Annotated in this window: 16 protein-coding genes; 11 read left to right on the top strand and 5 right to left on the bottom strand. The window is 41.0% G+C overall.

Annotated elements, in window-relative coordinates; all coding sequences use genetic code 11:
- The 3 genes from gluP to L1264_RS15585 form a co-directional block, all read left to right on the top strand.
- Nucleotides 1-643, top strand: a 643-nt coding sequence (gluP, locus tag L1264_RS15595) for a glucose/galactose MFS transporter (RefSeq protein ID WP_235404204.1), incomplete at its 5' end; no start/stop codon positions are given.
- A 2-nt stretch (nucleotides 644-645) separates the two neighbouring features.
- Nucleotides 646-3,162: a glycoside hydrolase family 3 protein gene (locus tag L1264_RS15590; RefSeq protein WP_235404202.1), complete on the top strand. Its 2,517-nt coding sequence runs from the start codon at nucleotides 646-648 to the stop codon at nucleotides 3,160-3,162.
- A gap of 174 nt (nucleotides 3,163-3,336) precedes the next feature.
- The gene (locus L1264_RS15585; protein ID WP_135923662.1) at nucleotides 3,337-3,948 is read left to right on the top strand and encodes a fumarylacetoacetate hydrolase family protein; all 612 of its coding nucleotides are present in this window, start codon (nucleotides 3,337-3,339) and stop codon (nucleotides 3,946-3,948) included.
- Here L1264_RS15585 and L1264_RS15580 read toward each other — a convergent pair.
- From L1264_RS15580 to L1264_RS15570, 3 genes are all read right to left on the bottom strand, one after another.
- Nucleotides 3,887-4,825, bottom strand: coding sequence for an ABC transporter substrate-binding protein (locus L1264_RS15580; protein ID WP_199526862.1), 939 nt, complete (start codon nucleotides 4,823-4,825; stop codon nucleotides 3,887-3,889). The genes L1264_RS15585 and L1264_RS15580 overlap by 62 nt on opposite strands.
- Nucleotides 4,826-4,961: 136 nt before the next feature.
- Entirely contained in the window at nucleotides 4,962-6,014 is a 1,053-nt protein-coding gene (locus L1264_RS15575) for an aldo/keto reductase (RefSeq protein WP_199526863.1), read from the bottom strand.
- Between the two features lie 12 nt (nucleotides 6,015-6,026).
- Complete coding sequence (locus L1264_RS15570; RefSeq protein ID WP_199526864.1) at nucleotides 6,027-6,455, bottom strand: acyl-CoA thioesterase; 429 nt, start codon at nucleotides 6,453-6,455, stop codon at nucleotides 6,027-6,029.
- A gap of 153 nt (nucleotides 6,456-6,608) precedes the next feature.
- Here L1264_RS15570 and L1264_RS15565 point away from each other — a divergent pair, with 153 nt between their 5' ends.
- The 7 genes from L1264_RS15565 to L1264_RS15535 all read left to right on the top strand — a co-directional run bounded on the left by L1264_RS15565 (nucleotide 6,609) and on the right by L1264_RS15535 (nucleotide 14,020).
- Complete coding sequence (locus L1264_RS15565) at nucleotides 6,609-6,818, top strand: hypothetical protein (protein ID WP_199526865.1); 210 nt, start codon at nucleotides 6,609-6,611, stop codon at nucleotides 6,816-6,818.
- Nucleotides 6,819-6,889: 71 nt separating this feature from the next.
- Nucleotides 6,890-7,942 (top strand): DNA polymerase IV, encoded by a 1,053-nt coding sequence (dinB, locus tag L1264_RS15560; protein ID WP_199526866.1) that lies wholly within the window; start codon nucleotides 6,890-6,892, stop codon nucleotides 7,940-7,942.
- Between the two features lie 106 nt (nucleotides 7,943-8,048).
- The gene (locus tag L1264_RS15555) at nucleotides 8,049-9,731 is read left to right on the top strand and encodes a carbon starvation CstA family protein (protein ID WP_135923668.1); all 1,683 of its coding nucleotides are present in this window, start codon (nucleotides 8,049-8,051) and stop codon (nucleotides 9,729-9,731) included.
- 103 nt (nucleotides 9,732-9,834) lie between these two features.
- Nucleotides 9,835-11,358, top strand: coding sequence for a M17 family metallopeptidase (locus L1264_RS15550; protein ID WP_199526867.1), 1,524 nt, complete (start codon nucleotides 9,835-9,837; stop codon nucleotides 11,356-11,358).
- Between the two features lie 374 nt (nucleotides 11,359-11,732).
- Nucleotides 11,733-12,812 carry a hypothetical protein gene (locus tag L1264_RS15545; protein WP_199526868.1) on the top strand — a complete coding sequence of 360 codons (1,080 nt, stop codon included), beginning with the start codon at nucleotides 11,733-11,735 and terminating at the stop codon, nucleotides 12,810-12,812.
- Nucleotides 12,813-12,820: 8 nt separating this feature from the next.
- Nucleotides 12,821-13,402: a hypothetical protein gene (locus L1264_RS15540; RefSeq protein ID WP_235404201.1), complete on the top strand. Its 582-nt coding sequence runs from the start codon at nucleotides 12,821-12,823 to the stop codon at nucleotides 13,400-13,402.
- A 33-nt stretch (nucleotides 13,403-13,435) separates the two neighbouring features.
- A complete protein-coding gene (locus L1264_RS15535; protein WP_199526870.1) occupies nucleotides 13,436-14,020 on the top strand; it encodes a hypothetical protein in 585 nt (194 codons plus the stop codon).
- A gap of 84 nt (nucleotides 14,021-14,104) precedes the next feature.
- On the opposite strand, the gene L1264_RS15530 is transcribed toward L1264_RS15535, so the two are convergent.
- Together L1264_RS15530 and L1264_RS15525 are read right to left on the bottom strand one after the other, a co-directional pair.
- Nucleotides 14,105-15,739, bottom strand: a complete 1,635-nt coding sequence (locus L1264_RS15530; RefSeq protein WP_138558318.1) for a methyl-accepting chemotaxis protein — start codon at nucleotides 15,737-15,739, stop codon at nucleotides 14,105-14,107.
- Nucleotides 15,740-15,888: 149 nt separating this feature from the next.
- Nucleotides 15,889-18,114, bottom strand: coding sequence for a S9 family peptidase (locus L1264_RS15525; protein ID WP_199526871.1), 2,226 nt, complete (start codon nucleotides 18,112-18,114; stop codon nucleotides 15,889-15,891).
- Between the two features lie 112 nt (nucleotides 18,115-18,226).
- On the opposite strand from L1264_RS15525, the gene L1264_RS15520 reads away from it, so the two are divergent.
- Nucleotides 18,227-18,631: an HIT domain-containing protein gene (locus L1264_RS15520; RefSeq protein WP_135923675.1), complete on the top strand. Its 405-nt coding sequence runs from the start codon at nucleotides 18,227-18,229 to the stop codon at nucleotides 18,629-18,631.
- The last annotated feature ends 53 nt before the right edge of the window (nucleotides 18,632-18,684 follow it).

Here is an 18,684-nt window from a genome sequence, read left to right as displayed (position 1 = left end):
GCCTAAACTAGGTAGAGAAAGTGATAATGAAGCTGCACATCAAGACTTAGAAGATTTTGTAGACTTAGGCAGTGTGTGGAAATACCGCCATTTAATTTTAGGTGCAGTAGGTATTTTTGTTTATGTGGGTGCTGAAGTTGCTATTGGTAGTTTTTTAGTTGGTTTTTTAACTTTAGATAATATTGCTGGTTTAGCTGAAAAAGAAGCCGCTCACTATATTAGTTATTATTTTGCCGGTGCGATGGTTGGCCGTTTTATTGGCGCTGCTGTGATGCAAAAATTTGATGCGGGCAAAGTGCTTGCGTGTCATGGCTTACTTGCTGTGGTGTTAATTGTGATCGCAATGACAGGTGAAGGCAGCCTGGCTATGTGGGCGATTCTTTTAGTTGGGCTTTGTAACTCAATTATGTTCCCAACTATTTTTAGCCTTGCGCTTCATGGCCTAGGTAAATACACCTCAAAAGGTTCTGGTATTTTGTGCTTAGCGATTGTTGGTGGCGCAATTATTCCATTATTGCAAGGTGTTATGGCTGATGCTATTGGCGTGCAACTGGCGCTCTTTCTACCTATCGCATGCTACTTATACATTACTTATTTTGCGCTAGTTGGCTCAAAAGTATCAACTCAGACTTCAAAGGTGTAAATATGAAATTGAAAAATACATTCACCCTCGGCTCCTTAATGATTGCAAGTATGGGGCTGTTAGGTTGTGCTGAGCAAGAAGTAACAGTTAAAGAAAAAGTGAAACAAGAAATCTGGCCACATATTGAAACCGGGATCGCTGAAGACCCTGAGCTTGAAGCTAAGATTGCGAAGATGTTAGCCGGTATGACGCTTGAGCAAAAAATTGCACAAATGATCCAACCTGAAATTCGCGATATTACCGTTGAAGATATGCGTAAATACGGGTTTGGTTCTTACCTTAATGGCGGTGGTGCATTCCCTAATAATGACAAACATGCCAAGGCGTCTGATTGGATTGATTTGGCTGAAAAAATGTATCAAGCCTCAATTGATGACTCATTAGATGGCAGCAAAATTCCAACCATGTGGGGCACCGATGCAGTACATGGTCACAACAATGTGATTGGCGCTACATTATTTCCTCATAACATTGGTTTAGGGGCAACAAATAACCCTGAGCTAATTGAGAAAATTGCAGCCGCTACTGCACAAGAAGTAATGGTGACGGGCATTGATTGGGTGTTTGCACCAACAGTCGCCGTTGTTCGTGACGATCGTTGGGGCCGTACTTACGAAGGCTACTCTGAAGACCCTGAAATCGTTAAAGCATATTCAGCAGCCATCGTAAAAGGCTTACAAGGAGCTGTTGATAAAGATTTTCTGTCTGATAAACGAGTGATCAGTACTGTTAAACACTTTTTAGGTGATGGCGGTACAGAAGGGGGCGATGACCAAGGTAATAACACCGCGTCTGAACAAGAGTTATTCGAAATTCATGCACAAGGCTATGTTGGTGGTTTAGGTGCAGGTGCACAAACCGTGATGGCGTCATTTAACAGCTGGAATGGCGAAAAAATTCACGGTAGTAAATACCTACTTACTGATGTGCTAAAAGGTAAAATGGGCTTTGATGGCTTTGTCGTCGGCGATTGGAACGGTCATGGTCAAATTCCTGGTTGTAACAATGCAGATTGTGCGCAAGCTGCAAATGCAGGTCTTGATGTGTATATGGTTCCAACAGATGCATGGAAACCATTATATGAAAACTTAATTAAGCAGGTTAATAACGGCGAAATTGCGCAAAGTCGTATTGATGATGCGGTTACCCGTATTCTTCGTGTAAAAATGCGCGCAGGCTTATTTGATAAGCCAAGTCCTGCTAAGCGCCCGCTTTCTGGTAAAACAGAGATCATTGGCAGTGCAGAGCATCGCGCAGTTGCAAAACAAGCGGTACGTGAATCACTGGTTCTTCTGAAAAATAAACAGCAGCTGTTACCATTATCACCAAAAGCCAATGTACTAGTTGCTGGTTTAGGTGCTGATAATATTGGTATGCAGTCAGGTGGTTGGACTATCACATGGCAGGGGACAGGCAATGAAAATAGTGACTTCCCTGGTGGTACTTCAATTTTTGATGGTATTAAAAAGACCGTTGAGCAAGCCGGTGGCCAAGTTCAGTATGATCTAAATGGCGAATTTGAAACTAAGCCAGATGTAGCGATTGTCGTGTTTGGTGAGCAGCCATATGCTGAAGGTAATGGTGATTTAGACAACCTTGAATATCAGCGTGGTAATAAAACAGATCTAGCCCTACTTAAAAAGCTAAAAGAAGCGGGTATTCCCGTGGTATCGCTATTTATTAGTGGTCGCCCAATGTGGGTGAATGCAGAGCTAAATGCCAGTGATGCGTTTGTTGCAACTTGGCTGCCAGGTAGTGAAGGTGACGCCATAAGCGATGTGCTTTTTAAAAATGCAGATGGTTCAATCAATCATGACTTTAAAGGTAAGCTGTCATTCTCATGGCCAAATGATCCAATCGGCAATCAAAACCGTGGCGATAAAGATTACGCGCCACTTCTGCCATACGGCTTTGGTTTAACATATGAAGATGAGAATACCCTAGCTGACAATCTTGATGAAACTTCTCAGGTGACAAGTGAACTTGAAGATCTAGTAATGTTTGAGCGTGCAATTAAGTCGCCTTGGTCACTTCAGTTGCAAAGTGGCAGTGAATTGCAAGCAATGACGAGTAGTCGAGCTGCTGTAAATGCAGTAAGTGTAAAAACCTTTGATAAAGACGTACAAGAAGATGCTCGTGCCATTAGTTTTAACGGTAAAGAGCCTGCATCAGTGCGTTTAGTGGCTGCGTTTCCGTCAGATTTACGCTCGTACGTTGAGAAAAATGGTCAACTTGAGATGTTAATTAAAGTGGATAAAGCGGCTGATGCTCCTTTAATGTTAGGTATGCAATGTGGTGAAAACTGTGAAGGCCAGTTTGATATTCGCGAGCGACTAGCAGGCACGGCCGAATGGCAAACTATCTCTGTAAACTTAGCTTGTTTTGCAGATAAAGGTGTCAATCTAGCGCAGGTATTTTCGCCTTGGCAGTTGGCAACCGACGGAGCATGGCAGGTGTCGATTGCTCATTTAAGCGTTGGTGTGACCGATAACCAAGAATTGACGAATACTTGTAAGTAACAACTCCTCCCTTACGTCCTTTTGGTTAACAGGTGACATACTGCCTGTTAACCACTTTCTCTTTATCAAGAGCTTTACTCTGCTAGATAGTTTAGTACTGTTGTCTTTCATCTTCAGTTAGAATTACTTAATGATATACGTGTTTGCCTAAGTTTTACTTAAAAGGATCTGGTTATGCATTCAGTAAAATTAGCCTCTGAAGAATTTACACCGAGTAAGATAGTCTGCGTTGGACGCAATTACGCCGAGCATATTGCCGAGCTAAATAATGAAACTCCTACCAGCATGGTATTGTTTGTGAAACCTAATAGTGCAATTTCGCAACAGCTCCATGCCGAGCATAATGGTGAAGCTCTACATTATGAAACTGAGCTTTGCTTTCTGATAAAAAATAAACAGTTGGCTGGAGTTGGATTAGGTCTCGATTTAACTAAGCGCTCGTTACAAAGCGCATTAAAAGAAAAGGGATTACCTTGGGAGCGTGCAAAAGCCTTTAATGGCGCAGCGCTATTTACTGAGTTTGTTAGTTGTGATGAAGCTTTGGCGTATCAATTTAATTTGCAAATAGATGGTAAGGAAGTGCAGTTTGGTGATACTCAGCTAATGCTGCATGATGCACAGCAAATTTTATCCGAAATTAGTGAGTTCATGGATTTAGAAGATGGTGACATCATCATGACCGGCACCCCTAAAGGTGTAGGTAAGGTAACCTCAGGCGCTATATTTAAGGTGACTTTGCAGGCGGCTGAGCAGACTCTTTTGAGCCATCAGTGGCAATCACGTTAAGCGGCTCTAATATATAACGCTGATAATGGGACGAAAACTCAGGAAAGCTTTGCTCTAGCCAAATGCGTTGGCTAAGTTGATATTTTTCATCAGCTAAAATCTTATTTTTTAGTACAGTGTTTATTTTTGCTAAAACTTTTTCGGCGTAATTGTTTGGTGCACTAGATGAGCAACCTATTGCACCGAATATCATATTTTTTTCAGGAATATTTACGGCCAATTTTTGAATATTCTTTTGGTTTGTCTGATTGTAGTAATCAGCAACAAAAGGGTATTCAATGGTGTAATCAATATAGCCATGTTCAAGCTGGGAAAGCAGTGCGTAATTAGCATTACTACCAGTACTACTTAGTGCAGCACTCTCGTATAGCTTTGTATTAATTGCAATAGTGTCTATCAGGTTACCGAACTTACGAGCATCATTTTGACCATAAATGAAGTTGGCATCGGTCAGTAAAGAAATTAATGAGACTGGGTTGCCGTGTTTTTGCGTAATCTTTACTGCGGTGTCAGGGGTACTTAAAACACTAAATGGAGGATAGACCGTCGTTGGAATCGAGTAGGTTGCGCGATTGGTCTTTTCCTCACGGTGGATCATACAGGCATAACACGCCATATGGCCTTCATCGAGGTATTTACTGCCTCTTTTTTGCGGCAACATCACCTTGGTGTGTTTAATCTCTGGTAAGGCTTCAATCAACATATCGGTGATTTCGTTGCACAAGCCGCCATACGGGTTAGCTTGGCTTTTCTCTATATAGAATGGTTTACCATCATTTTCAAGCCAAGTAATTGAAAGTTGTTCTGAGGCACAAGTGATTGGGGTAAGCAATATACCAGTAACAATGCATAATACTTGTTTTACGTATTTACTCATCGATAACCCAAATACTAAAGTACTGTTAATAACTATACACTAAAGTATGGATAAATTTGTAGATAAAACTTTAAAACAATAAATAAGTGCTAGTGAGTCTACTGAAGGTAGACTCACTAATATTTTAGAAGATAGCTTAGAATGGCATCGGATAGCGGTTAAATACGTCAGCGATTTTATCGTTAGCTTCATCGCTTAATTGCACCGAGAAAGCATCGATATTTTCTTTTAACTGCGCCATCGATGTTGCACCAATAATCGTTGAACTCACACCATCTACTTGATCACACCAAGCAAGCGCGAGCTGTGAAGGCGTTAAATTAAAGGCGTTAGCAATTTCAACATATTCAGCAATTGCAGCTTGCGATTGTGCTGTGTCTCTAAATAGGCCATTACGTTGTACTAGCGTCCAGCGGCTACCTTCTGGGCGCGCACCATTTAAGTACTTACCACTTAACATGCCACCACCCAGCGGTGACCATGGTAGGTAAGCAATATCTTCATGAATACATTGCTCAATCAAATACGGCCAATCTTTGGCATGCAACAAACTAAACTCGTTTTGAATTGATACCATACGCGGAAGGTTATGTTGTTCACTTAAACGCAGGTACTGGCTAATGCCCCACGGAGTATCATCAGATAAACCACAGTGTTTAATTTTACCTGCTTTAACACAATCATTCAGACCTTCGAGGATATCTAACATGCCAGCGATATTTTGCTCGGTGTCAGCCTCCGAGAAGCGCACTTTACCTGGCCACTGTTTACCAAAGTGTGGCGAAGTACGATTAGGCCAATGTAACTGGTATAAATCGATAACATCAGTTTGTAAGCGTTTGAGTGAAGCATCAACAGCTTCAACTACTGCCTGGCGAGTAATGTCGCCCGCATCGCGTACCCAAGGCAAACCGTTACCTGCAATTTTAGTGGCAATAACAAGGTTATCGCGTTTGTCTTTGTTACGAGCTAACCAGTTACCGATGATCTGTTCTGTTTTACCATAGGTGTCAGGAGAAGGTGGCACTGCATACATTTCTGCAGTATCGATAAAGTTAACGCCTTTATCTAATGCATAGGCGATTTGTTCATCGGCATCGGCTTGGTTGTTTTGCATACCCCATGTCATGCTACCTAAGCAAACACGAGATACATCAATACCACTTCGACCAAGTGGGCTATAAAGCATAATAGATCCTTGTTAATCGCTAGAATGGGCTTTAAGTGCAGCTAATAACTCATCATTTAACAGCGCTTTTTTACCCGTTTTAAAATTAAACATTACCACTTGTGATGAGCCAATGGTTGTTACAGCATCTTGGCTTTCACTAAATACAGTGTAATGCATCATAAAACGATCTTGTTCAATGTCACTAATCTTAACACCAACATGCACTGTATCAGGAAATGTTACCGGGCGTTTATAGCGAGCATTGTTTTCGCTGATCACCGGGCCAACACCTGTTACTTGTAAATCTTTAAGAAAACCTAATTGAGTAAAAAAATCGATACGGGCTGTTTCGAAGTAGCGAAAATACACTACATTGTTGACGTGTTGCAGGGCATCCATTTCACCCCATGCAACATTGATTTTTGTTCTGATAGGATGTTGTTCTATAAACGATTGCATAGTAAATCTTCATTGATTGTGAGATAACTTAGGTTAGCAATATGCAGCTTTTAGCTCAAGGTAATTAGAAAGCTCAGTATATTGTGCTAGATTTATAAGTTCACGCTTACGTAAAGTGTGCACTGGTTTAACACACATTGAAGGATCTTAATTATGCAGCAACTCACTTTGAAAGCGGCTAAGTGGATCGCTCTTTTCATCCTCCTTGCGCTCGCTCTGCTGTGTTACAGCATGGGCACAATGTCAGGATTCATCGTCTTAATTGGTGTAGGGTTGCTACTTGAGGCGGCATTCTGGCTGTTTGGAGCACGTCTTGTTAGCCGGAAAAAATCATCACGGCAAACAAACGAGCAAACAAGTTAAATTACCTAGCTTGCACATTCGGGTCATTTAAATAATAATAACTGTATAAATAAACAGTTGTTGTATGTTAGATGAAAAAATTCATTCATATTGATATGGATTGCTTTTATGCGGCCGTTGAAATGCGTGATAACCCGGCCCTTGCCAATGTGCCACTGGCTATAGGCGGAAATAGTCGTCGCGGGGTTCTTTCTACAGCCAATTATATTGCCCGTAAATATGGTGTGCGTTCGGCGATGTCGAACTATCATGCCAAGCAACTGTGCCCCGATCTGGTTATCGTGCCCGGACGAATGCAGGTTTATAAAGAAATCTCCACGCAAATTCGCGCCATTTTTGCAAAGTACACTGATCTTATTGAGCCGTTATCGTTAGATGAAGCCTACCTAGATGTAACCGACAGTACAGCATGCAAAGGCAGTGCAACACTGATGGCGCAGCAAATTCGCCAAGAAATCTATAACACCACCGGGCTGACAGCCTCCGCAGGTGTTGCTCCGATTAAGTTTATTGCCAAAATTGCCAGTGATGAAAACAAGCCAAATGGACAGTTTGTTGTATTGCCAGAGGAGGTTGATGACTTTTTGGCGAGTTTACCGCTTGGTAAAATTCCTGGTGTAGGTAAGGTGACATTAGAAAAGTTGCAACTGAAAGGGCTTTACACTGGGGCTGATGTGCGCGCGAAAGGGGTTAATTGGATGCAGCAACACATTGGTAATTTTGGCGTGTCTTTATACCAAAAATGTGCAGGTGAATACGTTGGCAAAGTGTCAACTGAGCGAGTACGAAAGTCACTTAGTGTTGAGCATACCTATGAATACAACAAAAATAATTTAGACGAATGTTTAAGCCAGTTACCCCGCTTGATGGAGGAATTAACTCGCCGTCTTGATAAACAGCAATTAAGTAACCGCATCAATAAATTATCGGTAAAAGTAAAGTTTGCCAACTTTGTTGTTACCAGTGCCGATCAAAGCCATCACCAATTAGACGAACGCATTTTTTCTGAGTTAATGAGTAAAGCCTATGAGCGAGGCAACAACCAGCCAGTACGCCTGTTAGGGATAGGTGTCGGAATAAAGAGTCAAGCTCACGAGCATTTTCAGCTAAGTATATTAGACTAAAGGTTAACACCTTGGTGCTTGAAAGTTTGTTAGTGTCTAGTTGGGGTGCTAGGCCTATCTAGTTCAACACCTTAGACAACATTATAACTTAATAAGAGAGATGACTATGCAATCGGTCGTAATCGTGCTGCTCGGAATAGTCGGTATGTTGTTCGGATGGTTCTTTTATTCGAAATTCATCGCCGAAAAAATATTTAAAATGGATGATAATTTTGTCACACCTGCTCATGAACTTGAGGATGGTGTGGATTATGTGCCAACCAACAAAGTTGTGTTATGGGGGCACCATTTCACTTCTGTTGCAGGTGCAGCGCCAATTGTTGGCCCTGCGATTGCCGTATATTGGGGCTGGGTGCCTGCGGTACTTTGGGTGGTATTTGGTACTATCTTTTTTGCTGGTGTTCACGACATGGGGGCTCTATGGGCCAGTGCGCGTAACAAAGGCAAATCAATGGGCGCTTTATCTGAAAGCGTAATTGGTAAACGCACCCGTGCGTTATTTATGATTGTGGTGTTTTTAGTACTGCTGATGGTGAATGCGGTATTTGGTGTGGTAATTGCCAAATCATTTGTATCTCAACCTAACGCTGTTTTTCCTGCTTGGTCAGCGATTGTCGTGGCGTTAGTCATTGGTCAGTTGCTACGCCGTAAAGTGTCGTTAATTCCACTTTGTTTAATTGGTGTGGGGATCCTTTATTACACTATTTATCTTGGTAGTAGCATGCCAATTGCATTACCTGATGAAATGTTTGGCTTAAGTGCTAATGCGAACTGGATCATCATCTTATTTATTTATGCGGCAATTGCTTCATTACTCCCTGTATGGATGCTGTTACAGCCACGTGACTTCATCAACGGTATGCAGCTATTAGTGGGATTAGTACTGCTTTATGGTGCGGTATTTATTTCAATGCCTGATATCACAGCGCCTGCTTTCAATACTCAAACGGCGGTAGATACACCAAGTATTATTCCATTGCTATTTGTGACCATAGCCTGTGGTGCGGTATCTGGCTTCCACGGTATTGTCTCTTCAGGTACTAGCTCTAAGCAGCTTAACAAAGAAACTGATGGCCGCTTTGTTGGTTACTTGGGTGCGGTAGGCGAAGGTATGCTTGCGCTTATTACATTGGTTGCAGTAAGTGGTGTTGCACTTGCGGTATCACCAGAAGAATGGCACGAAATTTATAGCCACTTAGGTGCCGGTAGTGTGAGCGCCTTCATTAATGGTGGCGCTAATCTAATTGAAAACGGCTGGGGTATTTCGCAAGAAGTTGCCTCGACATTACTTGCCGTAATGGTGGTATTGTTTGCGGGCACTACGATGGACTCTGGCGTGCGCCTGCAGCGTTATATCATCCAAGAGTGGGGCGATATTTATAATATCAGCATTATTCGTAACGGTATTGTTGCTACACTCATTGCAGTACTTAGCTGTTTATTGCTTGCCTTTGGTGCTGGTGGCGCTGACGGTAGCGGCGGTATGATCATTTGGCCATTATTCGGTTCGACTAACCAAATCCTTGCAAGCTTAACCTTACTGGTTATATCGGTAATGCTTATTAAAGCGAATCGCCCGGCAAAATACACCTTGATCCCAATGAGCTTCGTATTAGTTATGGCGTTCTTTGCTGGGGTTATTAAACTGGGCGAGTACTACCAACAAGGTAACTGGTTACTGGTGACACTTGATTTGTTAGTGCTGGTAGTGAGCGTACTGGTTATGCTTGAAGCTTGGTCTGTGATTGTTAAGCATCGTAAAGACTCAGCACACATTACAGAGCAGTAAACTTAGCTTGCCAGCCATATCGTAAGCTGTCTTACTTGGCTGGCAATAGCGCTCTAAATCAATGATAATAAGGTCCTATGTTTCTAACAGCAGGACCTTTTTTATGGCATACCCTCATGCAGTTGCAGCCCCTCAATTAGCGGATGCAAATCACGATGCATTGATTATTATCGGTGATGATTTTTCTTCTTTAGCAGACGCAAGCTTAAGCCAAGCTATTAGCGCTCAACAAGCCGTAGACGCACGTATTGGTAAACAAGTGACATTACTTGTCATTGACTCTAAACGCGTGATTTTAGCGCCTACAGGCCCTCTAAATCGTGATTATGATGATGTACGTCGTTACTTTGATGCAGCGAAGCAAGGTGTACTAGAAGCCAAAGCATCGGGGAGCACTCAGCCTGCTATTTTACTTGCTAATATAAATCAAGACAGCCGTTACAAGCATGCCCTTGAAGTGGCGTATTTAGGTGCTTGCCAAGCACTGTGGCAACCACTTGAAGCTCGTGAGTACCATGGTCAGGCGATTGAACCAATTAGCCAAATTAGCCTAGTGGGCGCAGATGCAGCGATGGTTAAAGCAGTGAATGCCATTGCTGCGGGTCAATACGCTGCACGTGACTTATGTGGTACCGAGCCTGAGCGTATGGCACCACCTCGTTTTGCAGATTATTGCGTTGAGTTATTTGCAGGTAGCAAAGTGTCTGTAGAAGTGATTTCAGATATCAACACTATCGATAAAGATTACCCAATGATGAGCACAGTAGCGCGCGCATCTTATGCTGTTGAGCGTCATCATCCGCGTGTTGTAAAACTAGAGTATGTTCCTGAAGGCGACGTTGAGCGCACCTTAATGTTTGTTGGTAAAGGTTTAGTTTACGATACCGGTGGTGCTGACCTTAAAGTGGGTGGCTTTATGGCTGGTATGAGCCGTGATAAAGGCGGTGCAGCTTCGGTTGCTGGCTTTATGAAATCAGTGGCTGACTTTGCACCAAAAGGCGTAAAAGTGATTGCTTATTTAGCCGTAGTTCGTAACTCAATTGGTTCTGATTGTTTTGTTCCTGACGAAATCATTACCAGCCGTGAAGGCGTTCGTGTTCGTATCGGTAACACAGATGCTGAAGGCCGTTTAGCAATGGGTGACTTACTAAGCGAAATGAAAGATCGTGCTTTAAACGAAGTAAATCCAGAGCTATTCACTGTTGCAACACTAACAGGCCACGCAGCACGTGCTATGGGTCCTTACAGCGCATATGTTGAAAATGGTCCAGCTCGCGCAGCGAAAATTTCGCGCCAAATTGCTGACTTAGGCGATTTATGGGCAGATGGCGCCGAAGTATCTCGTAGCCGCCGTGAAGATTATGACTTCATTCGTCCTCGCACGTTAGCTGATGATGTATTATCAAGTAATAATGCAGCTTCTGCAGTGACTGCTCGTGGTCACCAGTTCCCAATGGCATTCTTAGCAATTGTTGGTGGTTTAGATAAACATGGCACTGAATCAGCGCAACCATTACCGTATGTTCATATGGACATCGCAGGTAGCGGCGTAGAAGGCGGTGATTGGCAACATGGTAAGCCTACCGCAGCAACAGTAAGCAGCTTATTCGCTCGTTATTGTTTATAAGCTAAAAGCTATAAGTTTTTAGTTTTAAAAGCCCCGCACAGCAGTGTGGGGCTTTTTTGTGGTGCTTAGTTTTAGTGAGTTAGTTGTTTTTTATTGCCAGGTAAATATAACGCAATAAATTAATCTGTTTTAATGGCTTTTTAATTTTTATCTTTTGTTTTATTTGGTTTTGTCTTGTACGCTAAATTTGTAAATGGATTTTTATATATGGATATGGTCTTGCACTCAAATAAGATTTATTTTCTTTTTATATTTTTTCACTTCTTGTGTAGTTTAAGTTTTCATGTTCTTTATTGATTTATATTTTAAATTCAAGTTTTTAATTTTAATTAATTATCTCTAATTTTTTAAGGGATATATAAAAGGAAGTGATTATGAATAAACTATTTTTTCTATTCATTATAGGGGGTGTTTTTTCTACTAATGCTAAGCAGGTATATGTACCACTTGCCAGCGATGCCAATGGTGAGGTTGTTGTTATTGCTAGTATTCAGCAGACTGATAATTATAGTGGACAAGGCTTACTGACAAAAAAGGCACCAAGTAAAGAGCTGCAAGCACTGCAGCAGTATTATCGTTTTGCAAAAGCTGATAACACAAAACAATTACTGACCACTCTTTTTGAGGGAGATGGTACACGGGCTAACATTAGTAAAGAATTGAAACGCAGGCCCGATAAATTTTCAAACTACAACAAGCTAAGTGCTCTTGAGCTAAATAATAACTACCTATGGGGAGAGTATGCAGTGCTCTCACTTGATTGGGGAATTAATGGTAAAGCAATGAGTTGGTACGATGCAGTCTATTGTAGTCAACAGCGAAGATGTGCAGTAAGCGATATGATGGTAAGGGGAAGTGATAACTCTGGCATGGTATCAAGTGTTATTGCCTTAGCTGAACATAAACCACATTTTAAAAGCACAAAAAGCTTTGATTTTACAGTGGATTACTTTCCTGATTACGGCGTTAATAAAGTAAACCCCGTTACTGTTAAGTTCGATTTAACTCCTTTAGCTTCTAAAGTTACCTTTAGCAAAGGTAGCTCTGCAGAGGTTAATGTAAACAAAGATAAGGGTTTGGCTAATATAAACAAATATATTCAAGCAGTATGGCAACATAGTAAAGATACAACAGAATTTTGGCACAATTATGATCCACAAGTATTAATACCTGTTATGTATGGTGAGCAGGATATGAGTATTAAATATTATACAGCGACAGCGTACATGCAGTTTATTGGTAATATAAGTGAAATAAAATTTGTGACGACACTAAAAACAAAAGAAACAATTTATTATATTGCTAAAGTAAAGCATGCTGAATTTTCAAACTACATGTTGTTTGCAGTAGATAAAAAAAGCCATAAATTAAAACATTCATATGATGAACCTCTATTTAGCTCTGTACTTACTAGCCGCGAATTTTATAACAAGTTAAATGCAACACAATTTTAGAGGGATTTATGTTCAAAGAAGGTGAAGAGGTTTTAACTTTTAGAATGGGGGGGGGAGCTAATTTTAAAGCCGCTTTTTTGCTTGCTTGTAATGAGAAGGTATATGTGAAAAAAACTTTTCTAGGTAGTATGTTTCCTTATTTTTTTTATATTCCACTTATCCTTACTTTTTGTAAAATATCATATGAATTTTTTATTATGGAGGAATATAAACTTATTGTTGTATGTTTTGTTTTTTACTCCTTTCTTGCTAGTTTTTTTATTTTTATTTTTAGAAAATCTCGAGTAAAAAAAGAGTTCGACTTTGAGTCTGGCTATTACAAAGAGGGTGGCAAAAAGCTTGTGCGTATTGAAGATATCAGCCAGTTTTTAGTTATTTCTCACTATTGTTCAAGTAGTAGTGGTTCGCCTTATACAGCTTTTCAGTTTGGCTTTTATTGCAAGGAAAATAAAGGGTATGTGTTAATGGATCATAGTAGCTATTCGAGTATTAAACGTGATGTGCAAATGATTTCTGAACGGTTGAATGTGCCATACGAAATTCTAAATGAGCATGATAAATATAAGCCTAATCCTATAAGAGCTTTTTAATAAGTTAAATGCAACACAATTTTAGAGGGGTTTATGTTTAGAGAAGGTGAAGAGGTTTTGACTTTTGGAATGAGTGGGGGGGCTAACCATAAATCAGCTTATTTGTTTTCTCATAATAATAAAATATATGTGAAAAAAACATTTTTATATAAGATGCTCCCTTATTTTTTTTATAGTCTAATTTTGTTTACTTTTTGTATTGTTTCATATCAACTGCTCAGAAAGGCGGAGTATGTGGGTTTTATTATCACTTTGGTTGTTTATTCTTTATTTTCATACATTGTTGTTTTTATTGTTTTTAGAAAATCACGAATTAAAAAGGAATTCGACTTTAACTCTGGCTATTACAAAGAAGATGGCAAAGAGCTTGTACGTATTGAAGATATCAGCCAGTTTTTAGTTATTTCTCACTATTGCTCTGGCGGTAGTAGTTATCCTTATACCGCTTTTCAGTTTGGGTTTTATAGTAAACAAAGTAAAATGTATGTGTTAATGGTTCATAGCAGCTATTCAAGTATTAAACGTGATGTGCAAATGATTTCAGAGCGGTTGAATGTGCCATACGAAATTCTAAATGAGCATGATAAATATAAGCCTAATCCTATAAGGGCCTTTTAATTAAGGTACTACTATTTATTCAATTAGCAGCAAGCTAATTCATTGTAAAAGCCCCGCACAGCTGTACGGGGCTTTTTTGTGGCGTTAGTCGAGCTTGAAGCGGTTTACGACATCACTTAACGCTTGTGAGCTTTGCTTTAAGTTTTCACTGGCGTTCGAAAGTCCTTCGGTATTCGACAGTGATTGCTCGGTTGATTGTGAAAGCTCATTAATCCGTAAATTAACCTCATCTGCGGCGCTGGTTTGTTGCTCAGTAGCGCGGGCGATTTGGCTGTTCATATCTTTGATAATGGTGACAAGTCGCTCAATCTCACTCAATGAGCTATTTGCTTCACCTGCCTGTGAAACCGTTTCAGTTGATAACTGTTGGCTTGCCGATACAGCATCAACAGCAGCTTGTGCGCCGGTTTGTAATTTACTGATCATGGCTTGAATTTCGTCAGTGCTTTTACCTGTACGACTTGCTAATGTTCGTACTTCGTCAGCTACTACGGCAAAGCCTCGACCTTGCTCGCCAGCACGAGCTGCTTCAATGGCAGCATTGAGTGCCAGTAAGTTGGTCTGCTCAGCAATGCTGCGGATAACATCAAGTACTGAGCCAATGTTGTTACTCTCCGCAGCAAGATCCGCCGTTACCTTACTCACTTGTTCAATATTATGCGACAGTGTCTCAATGGCGGTAATGGTCTTGTTAAGAACCTGCTTGCCCGCTTCGGCATTTTGCGCAGCTTCATTAGCGGCATGCTCAGCTTGATCGGCATTTTGACTAACATCGTGAATTTGATGAGTCATTTGTTCCATTGCGGTTGCTACCTGAGTCGAGCTGTCGTTTTGTAGCTCAATAAAAGAGTGATTTGTTTTACTGGCATCATCAACACTATGGGCAAACTGATTTACTTGCTCGGCATTGTGGGCAACATGTTTCAGTGACTCACGCATTTTTGCGGTGTACAAATTAAAGTAGCGCGATAAACGAGACACTTCATCATTGCCATTTTCATCAAGCTTTTGGGTTAAGTCGCCTTCACCTTGCGAGATGTCTTTCATCATGTCGGCGGCAAGTTGTGTCGGGCGCAAGATGCTATTGGCAATGAGGTAGCTTAGTGCAACTAGTAGGGCAATGATCACTACCGCGATAATAATCACATTGTTACGTAGCGAAGAGAATGCTTCTTCAATAGTATCAATATAGACACCAGAACCAACAATCCATTGCCATTTATCAAAGCCTTTTACGTAGGCAATTTTATCAACCGGCTCGTCTTTACCTGGCTTTGGCCACTTATAAGGAATAAAACCTTCACCTTGTTTTTTGACGATATTAACCATATCGACAAATAACAACACGCCATCTGGATCTTTACTGCCCGCTAGCGATTTACCATTTAATTCGGGCTTAAACGGGTGCATGACCATAACGGGTTGATAATCGTTGATCCAAAAGTAATTGTTGTTGTCGTAACGAAGTGCTGAAATTGTTTCGAGGGCTGCTTGTTTTGCTTGTTGCTCACTCAGCTTACCTTGCTCAAACAACGCATAGTTATGCTCAATGATAGAGTAAGCAGATTCAACAAGGTTTTGGGTTTTAATGTATTGCTCATGTTTTAGCGAGCTGTATTGCTGCGTTAAACTCGAGACGCTTAAAAATATCAGCCCTATCACGACCACACTCACTAACATGGCGAGGCGCTGAAAAATTGTAAAACGGCGTAAATTCATGTGTGTTCCTTCGTCATGCTCATAGGAGCAATGTATTAAGCGTAGCCAAAATAGGTCGAAAATCTAGTTAAATAGTAGAATACATTGAGACAAAAAAAAGGCTGATTTAACAATCAGCCTTTAGTCTAAGTTACCGAAATAAAACGTGATTACTCAACGTTAAAGTGTCGGTTGAAGAAACTTGTGATGGTTTGGTGTAAGTGCGTTTGTACGCTCTTACCACGTAAACTGTGTTTTGAGCCCGGATAAGTCATCATTTCGAACTGTTTTTCTTGATCTTGCAGTTGTTTAAATAACTTAGTGGCATGAGTAAATAACACGTTATCATCAGCCATACCGTGGTAAATCATCAGTGGGCCTTTTAAGCCTTCGGCATATGGGAAAACTGCACTTGCTTCGTAGCCTTTTGCGTTAGTTGCAGGGTGACCTACATAACGCTCAGTGTAGTGAGTGTCGTAAAGTGCCCAATCAGTTACTGGCGCACCAGAAACACCGGCTTTGAAGTAGTCGCCCGCTTTAAACATAGTCATAAGCGCCATGTAACCACCGTAGCTGTGGCCATAAATACCAATACGCTCAGGGTCAACGTAATCAAGGGTGCGTAAGAACTCGACACCTTTAATTTGGTCTGCCACTTCAGCCACACCTAAGTGCTTATAAATCACGTCTTCAAACTTTTTACCACGGTTGTATGAACCACGGTTATCAAGTTGAAAAATAACATAGCCTTGTTGTGCCATGTACTGGAAGTATAAGTTTTTACTACGCCAGCTGTTCGTTACACGCTGGGCATGAGGGCCGCCATAAACGTTAACAATAACTGGGTGCTTTTTACCATCTTGGTAATTAGTTGGCTTGAATAAACGGTAATGCATGATTTGTCCGTCTTCAGCCTTTAACGTGCCGTATTCAGGCGTGATCAAATCAGCTAGGTAAGGCGTTAATGGGTGTGACTTATCTAACTTGTTTTCTTCAAGCCAAGTGATAAATTCGCCATTAATTTTACGTAATGCTGCTGAGCCAGGCTTATTCACTGATGAGCTGTTATCGATAAAGGTTTTGTTATCTTTAGCAATCACCACATTATGGTAAGCACCTAGCTCAGTTACGCGCTTAATTTCACCTTTTTTGAATAGCGGTACACTGTAAAGATGGCTCTCAAGAGCTGTGTCTTTACGACCCGCAAAATAAACAATGCCTTTTTTCTCGTCGATACCTTTTAAACTATCAACAACCCATTCGCCTTGGGTGATTTGACGGATCATTTCACCATTTGTGCGATACAAATACAGGTGTTTAAAGCCGTCGCGCTCAGATGCCCAAACGAAATGTTTCTTATCGTTTAAGAACTGCAAATCAAAGTGCAAGTTAATCCAAGTATCACTGGTTTCTGTTAGGGCAACTGTTTGCTTTTTAGTGTCGCTATTATAAAAACGTAACTCTAAGTTATGTTGCGAACGATCTTGCCACTGGTAAGAGAGCGTTTTGTTATCTTTTAACCATTTTGCACGAGCGATATAGATGTCTTGATCGTCGCCTAAATCAACCCAGTCAGTTTTTTGGTTGTTAATGCTCACAACACCTAACTGAATTTTAACGTTGTCGGTACCTGTAAACGGGTAGCGTTGGTTAAAAAGCTTTACTTCATCCGCGTAAATTTCATTACGGATCGCTTCTTTTACTGGGCTTTCATCAACACGGGTATAAGCGATTTTAGACTCATCACCAGACCACCAGTAACCAGTCATACGGCCCATTTCTTCTTGCGCAACAAACTCGGCCATGCCGTTTTTAATTACGCCGCCGCCATCTTTACTTAATTGGATTTCTTGACCCGTTTTTAAGTTAAGTGCATATAGGTTTTGCTCACGAATAAACGACACATAGTGGCCTTTAGGTGAGAAACGTGCATCGGTTTCGAATGCTTCTGTGTCAGTAAGTTTTCGACTTTTTGCAGAGGCAAGATCATAGTAGTAAAGATCACCATTTAGTGGAAATAAAAGCGCTTTACCATCTTTTGACCATTTATATTCTAAAATCCCTTTACCAAAAATACGCTGGCGTTCACGGCGGGCTTTTTCTTCGTCAGATAAGTTTTCTGGGCCAGAAAATAGTGCTGCAGAGTCAACTAATAAGCGATTTTTGTTATCTTTTAAATTGTATTCCCATAGGTCGTAGCGGTTATAGTCATCCGCTTTCCCCTGCAAGTAAGTAACTCGGCTACCGTCAGGAGAGAATTTAAGTTGTACTGGGGCTTTGCCTGCAAGGCTAGGGTCGTCAAAAATTCGCTCAAGAGACAGTGGTTCAGCGCTTACATTGAGTGCCGTTGCAATGACTGGCAAGGCGAGTGAGAGAGATTTAATTTTTTTTAGCACAAGGGTACCTTCGCTCGAATAAAAACTGCCACGATGGTAATGGTAAGCTTAGGCAACTGCAACAAAATGCTATAAAGTAGGAGATGTTTACCCATTATCAAAGGATTTATTGATGAAAAATGCCGATATGCTGTTTTCTTTGGCCCCAGAACTAGCACGAGACTGTATCGAACTTGCTGATTGGCCGTTATGCAAAGTGTTATTGATGAATGACAGCCAGTATCCGTGGTTCATTTTAGTTCCTAGGCAGGCAGGGTTAAGAGAAATCATTGATCTATCCGAAGAGCTGCAAATCGTTTTTTTACAAGAGTCAGCTAAGCTTAGTAAGTTGATTCAACAGGTATTCACACCAGATAAATTGAATGTGGCTGCACTTGGCAACATGGTGCCACAATTACACATTCACCATATCGCGCGCTTTAAATCTGACCCAGCATGGCCTGCGCCTGTGTGGGGCAAGCTCCCAGCCATCCCTTATACTGATGAGCAAATTAAACAGCTAAAAGCACACTTCTAATTGATGTAAAATAGCTAGGATGAACTAGGATAAATAAATGAAAGAATATAAGA

This window comes from Pseudoalteromonas sp. APAL1, assembly GCF_021532475.1.
Lineage (GTDB): Bacteria > Pseudomonadota > Gammaproteobacteria > Enterobacterales > Alteromonadaceae > Pseudoalteromonas > Pseudoalteromonas lipolytica_C.
This window is presented reverse-complemented; position numbering and strand designations above follow the sequence as displayed.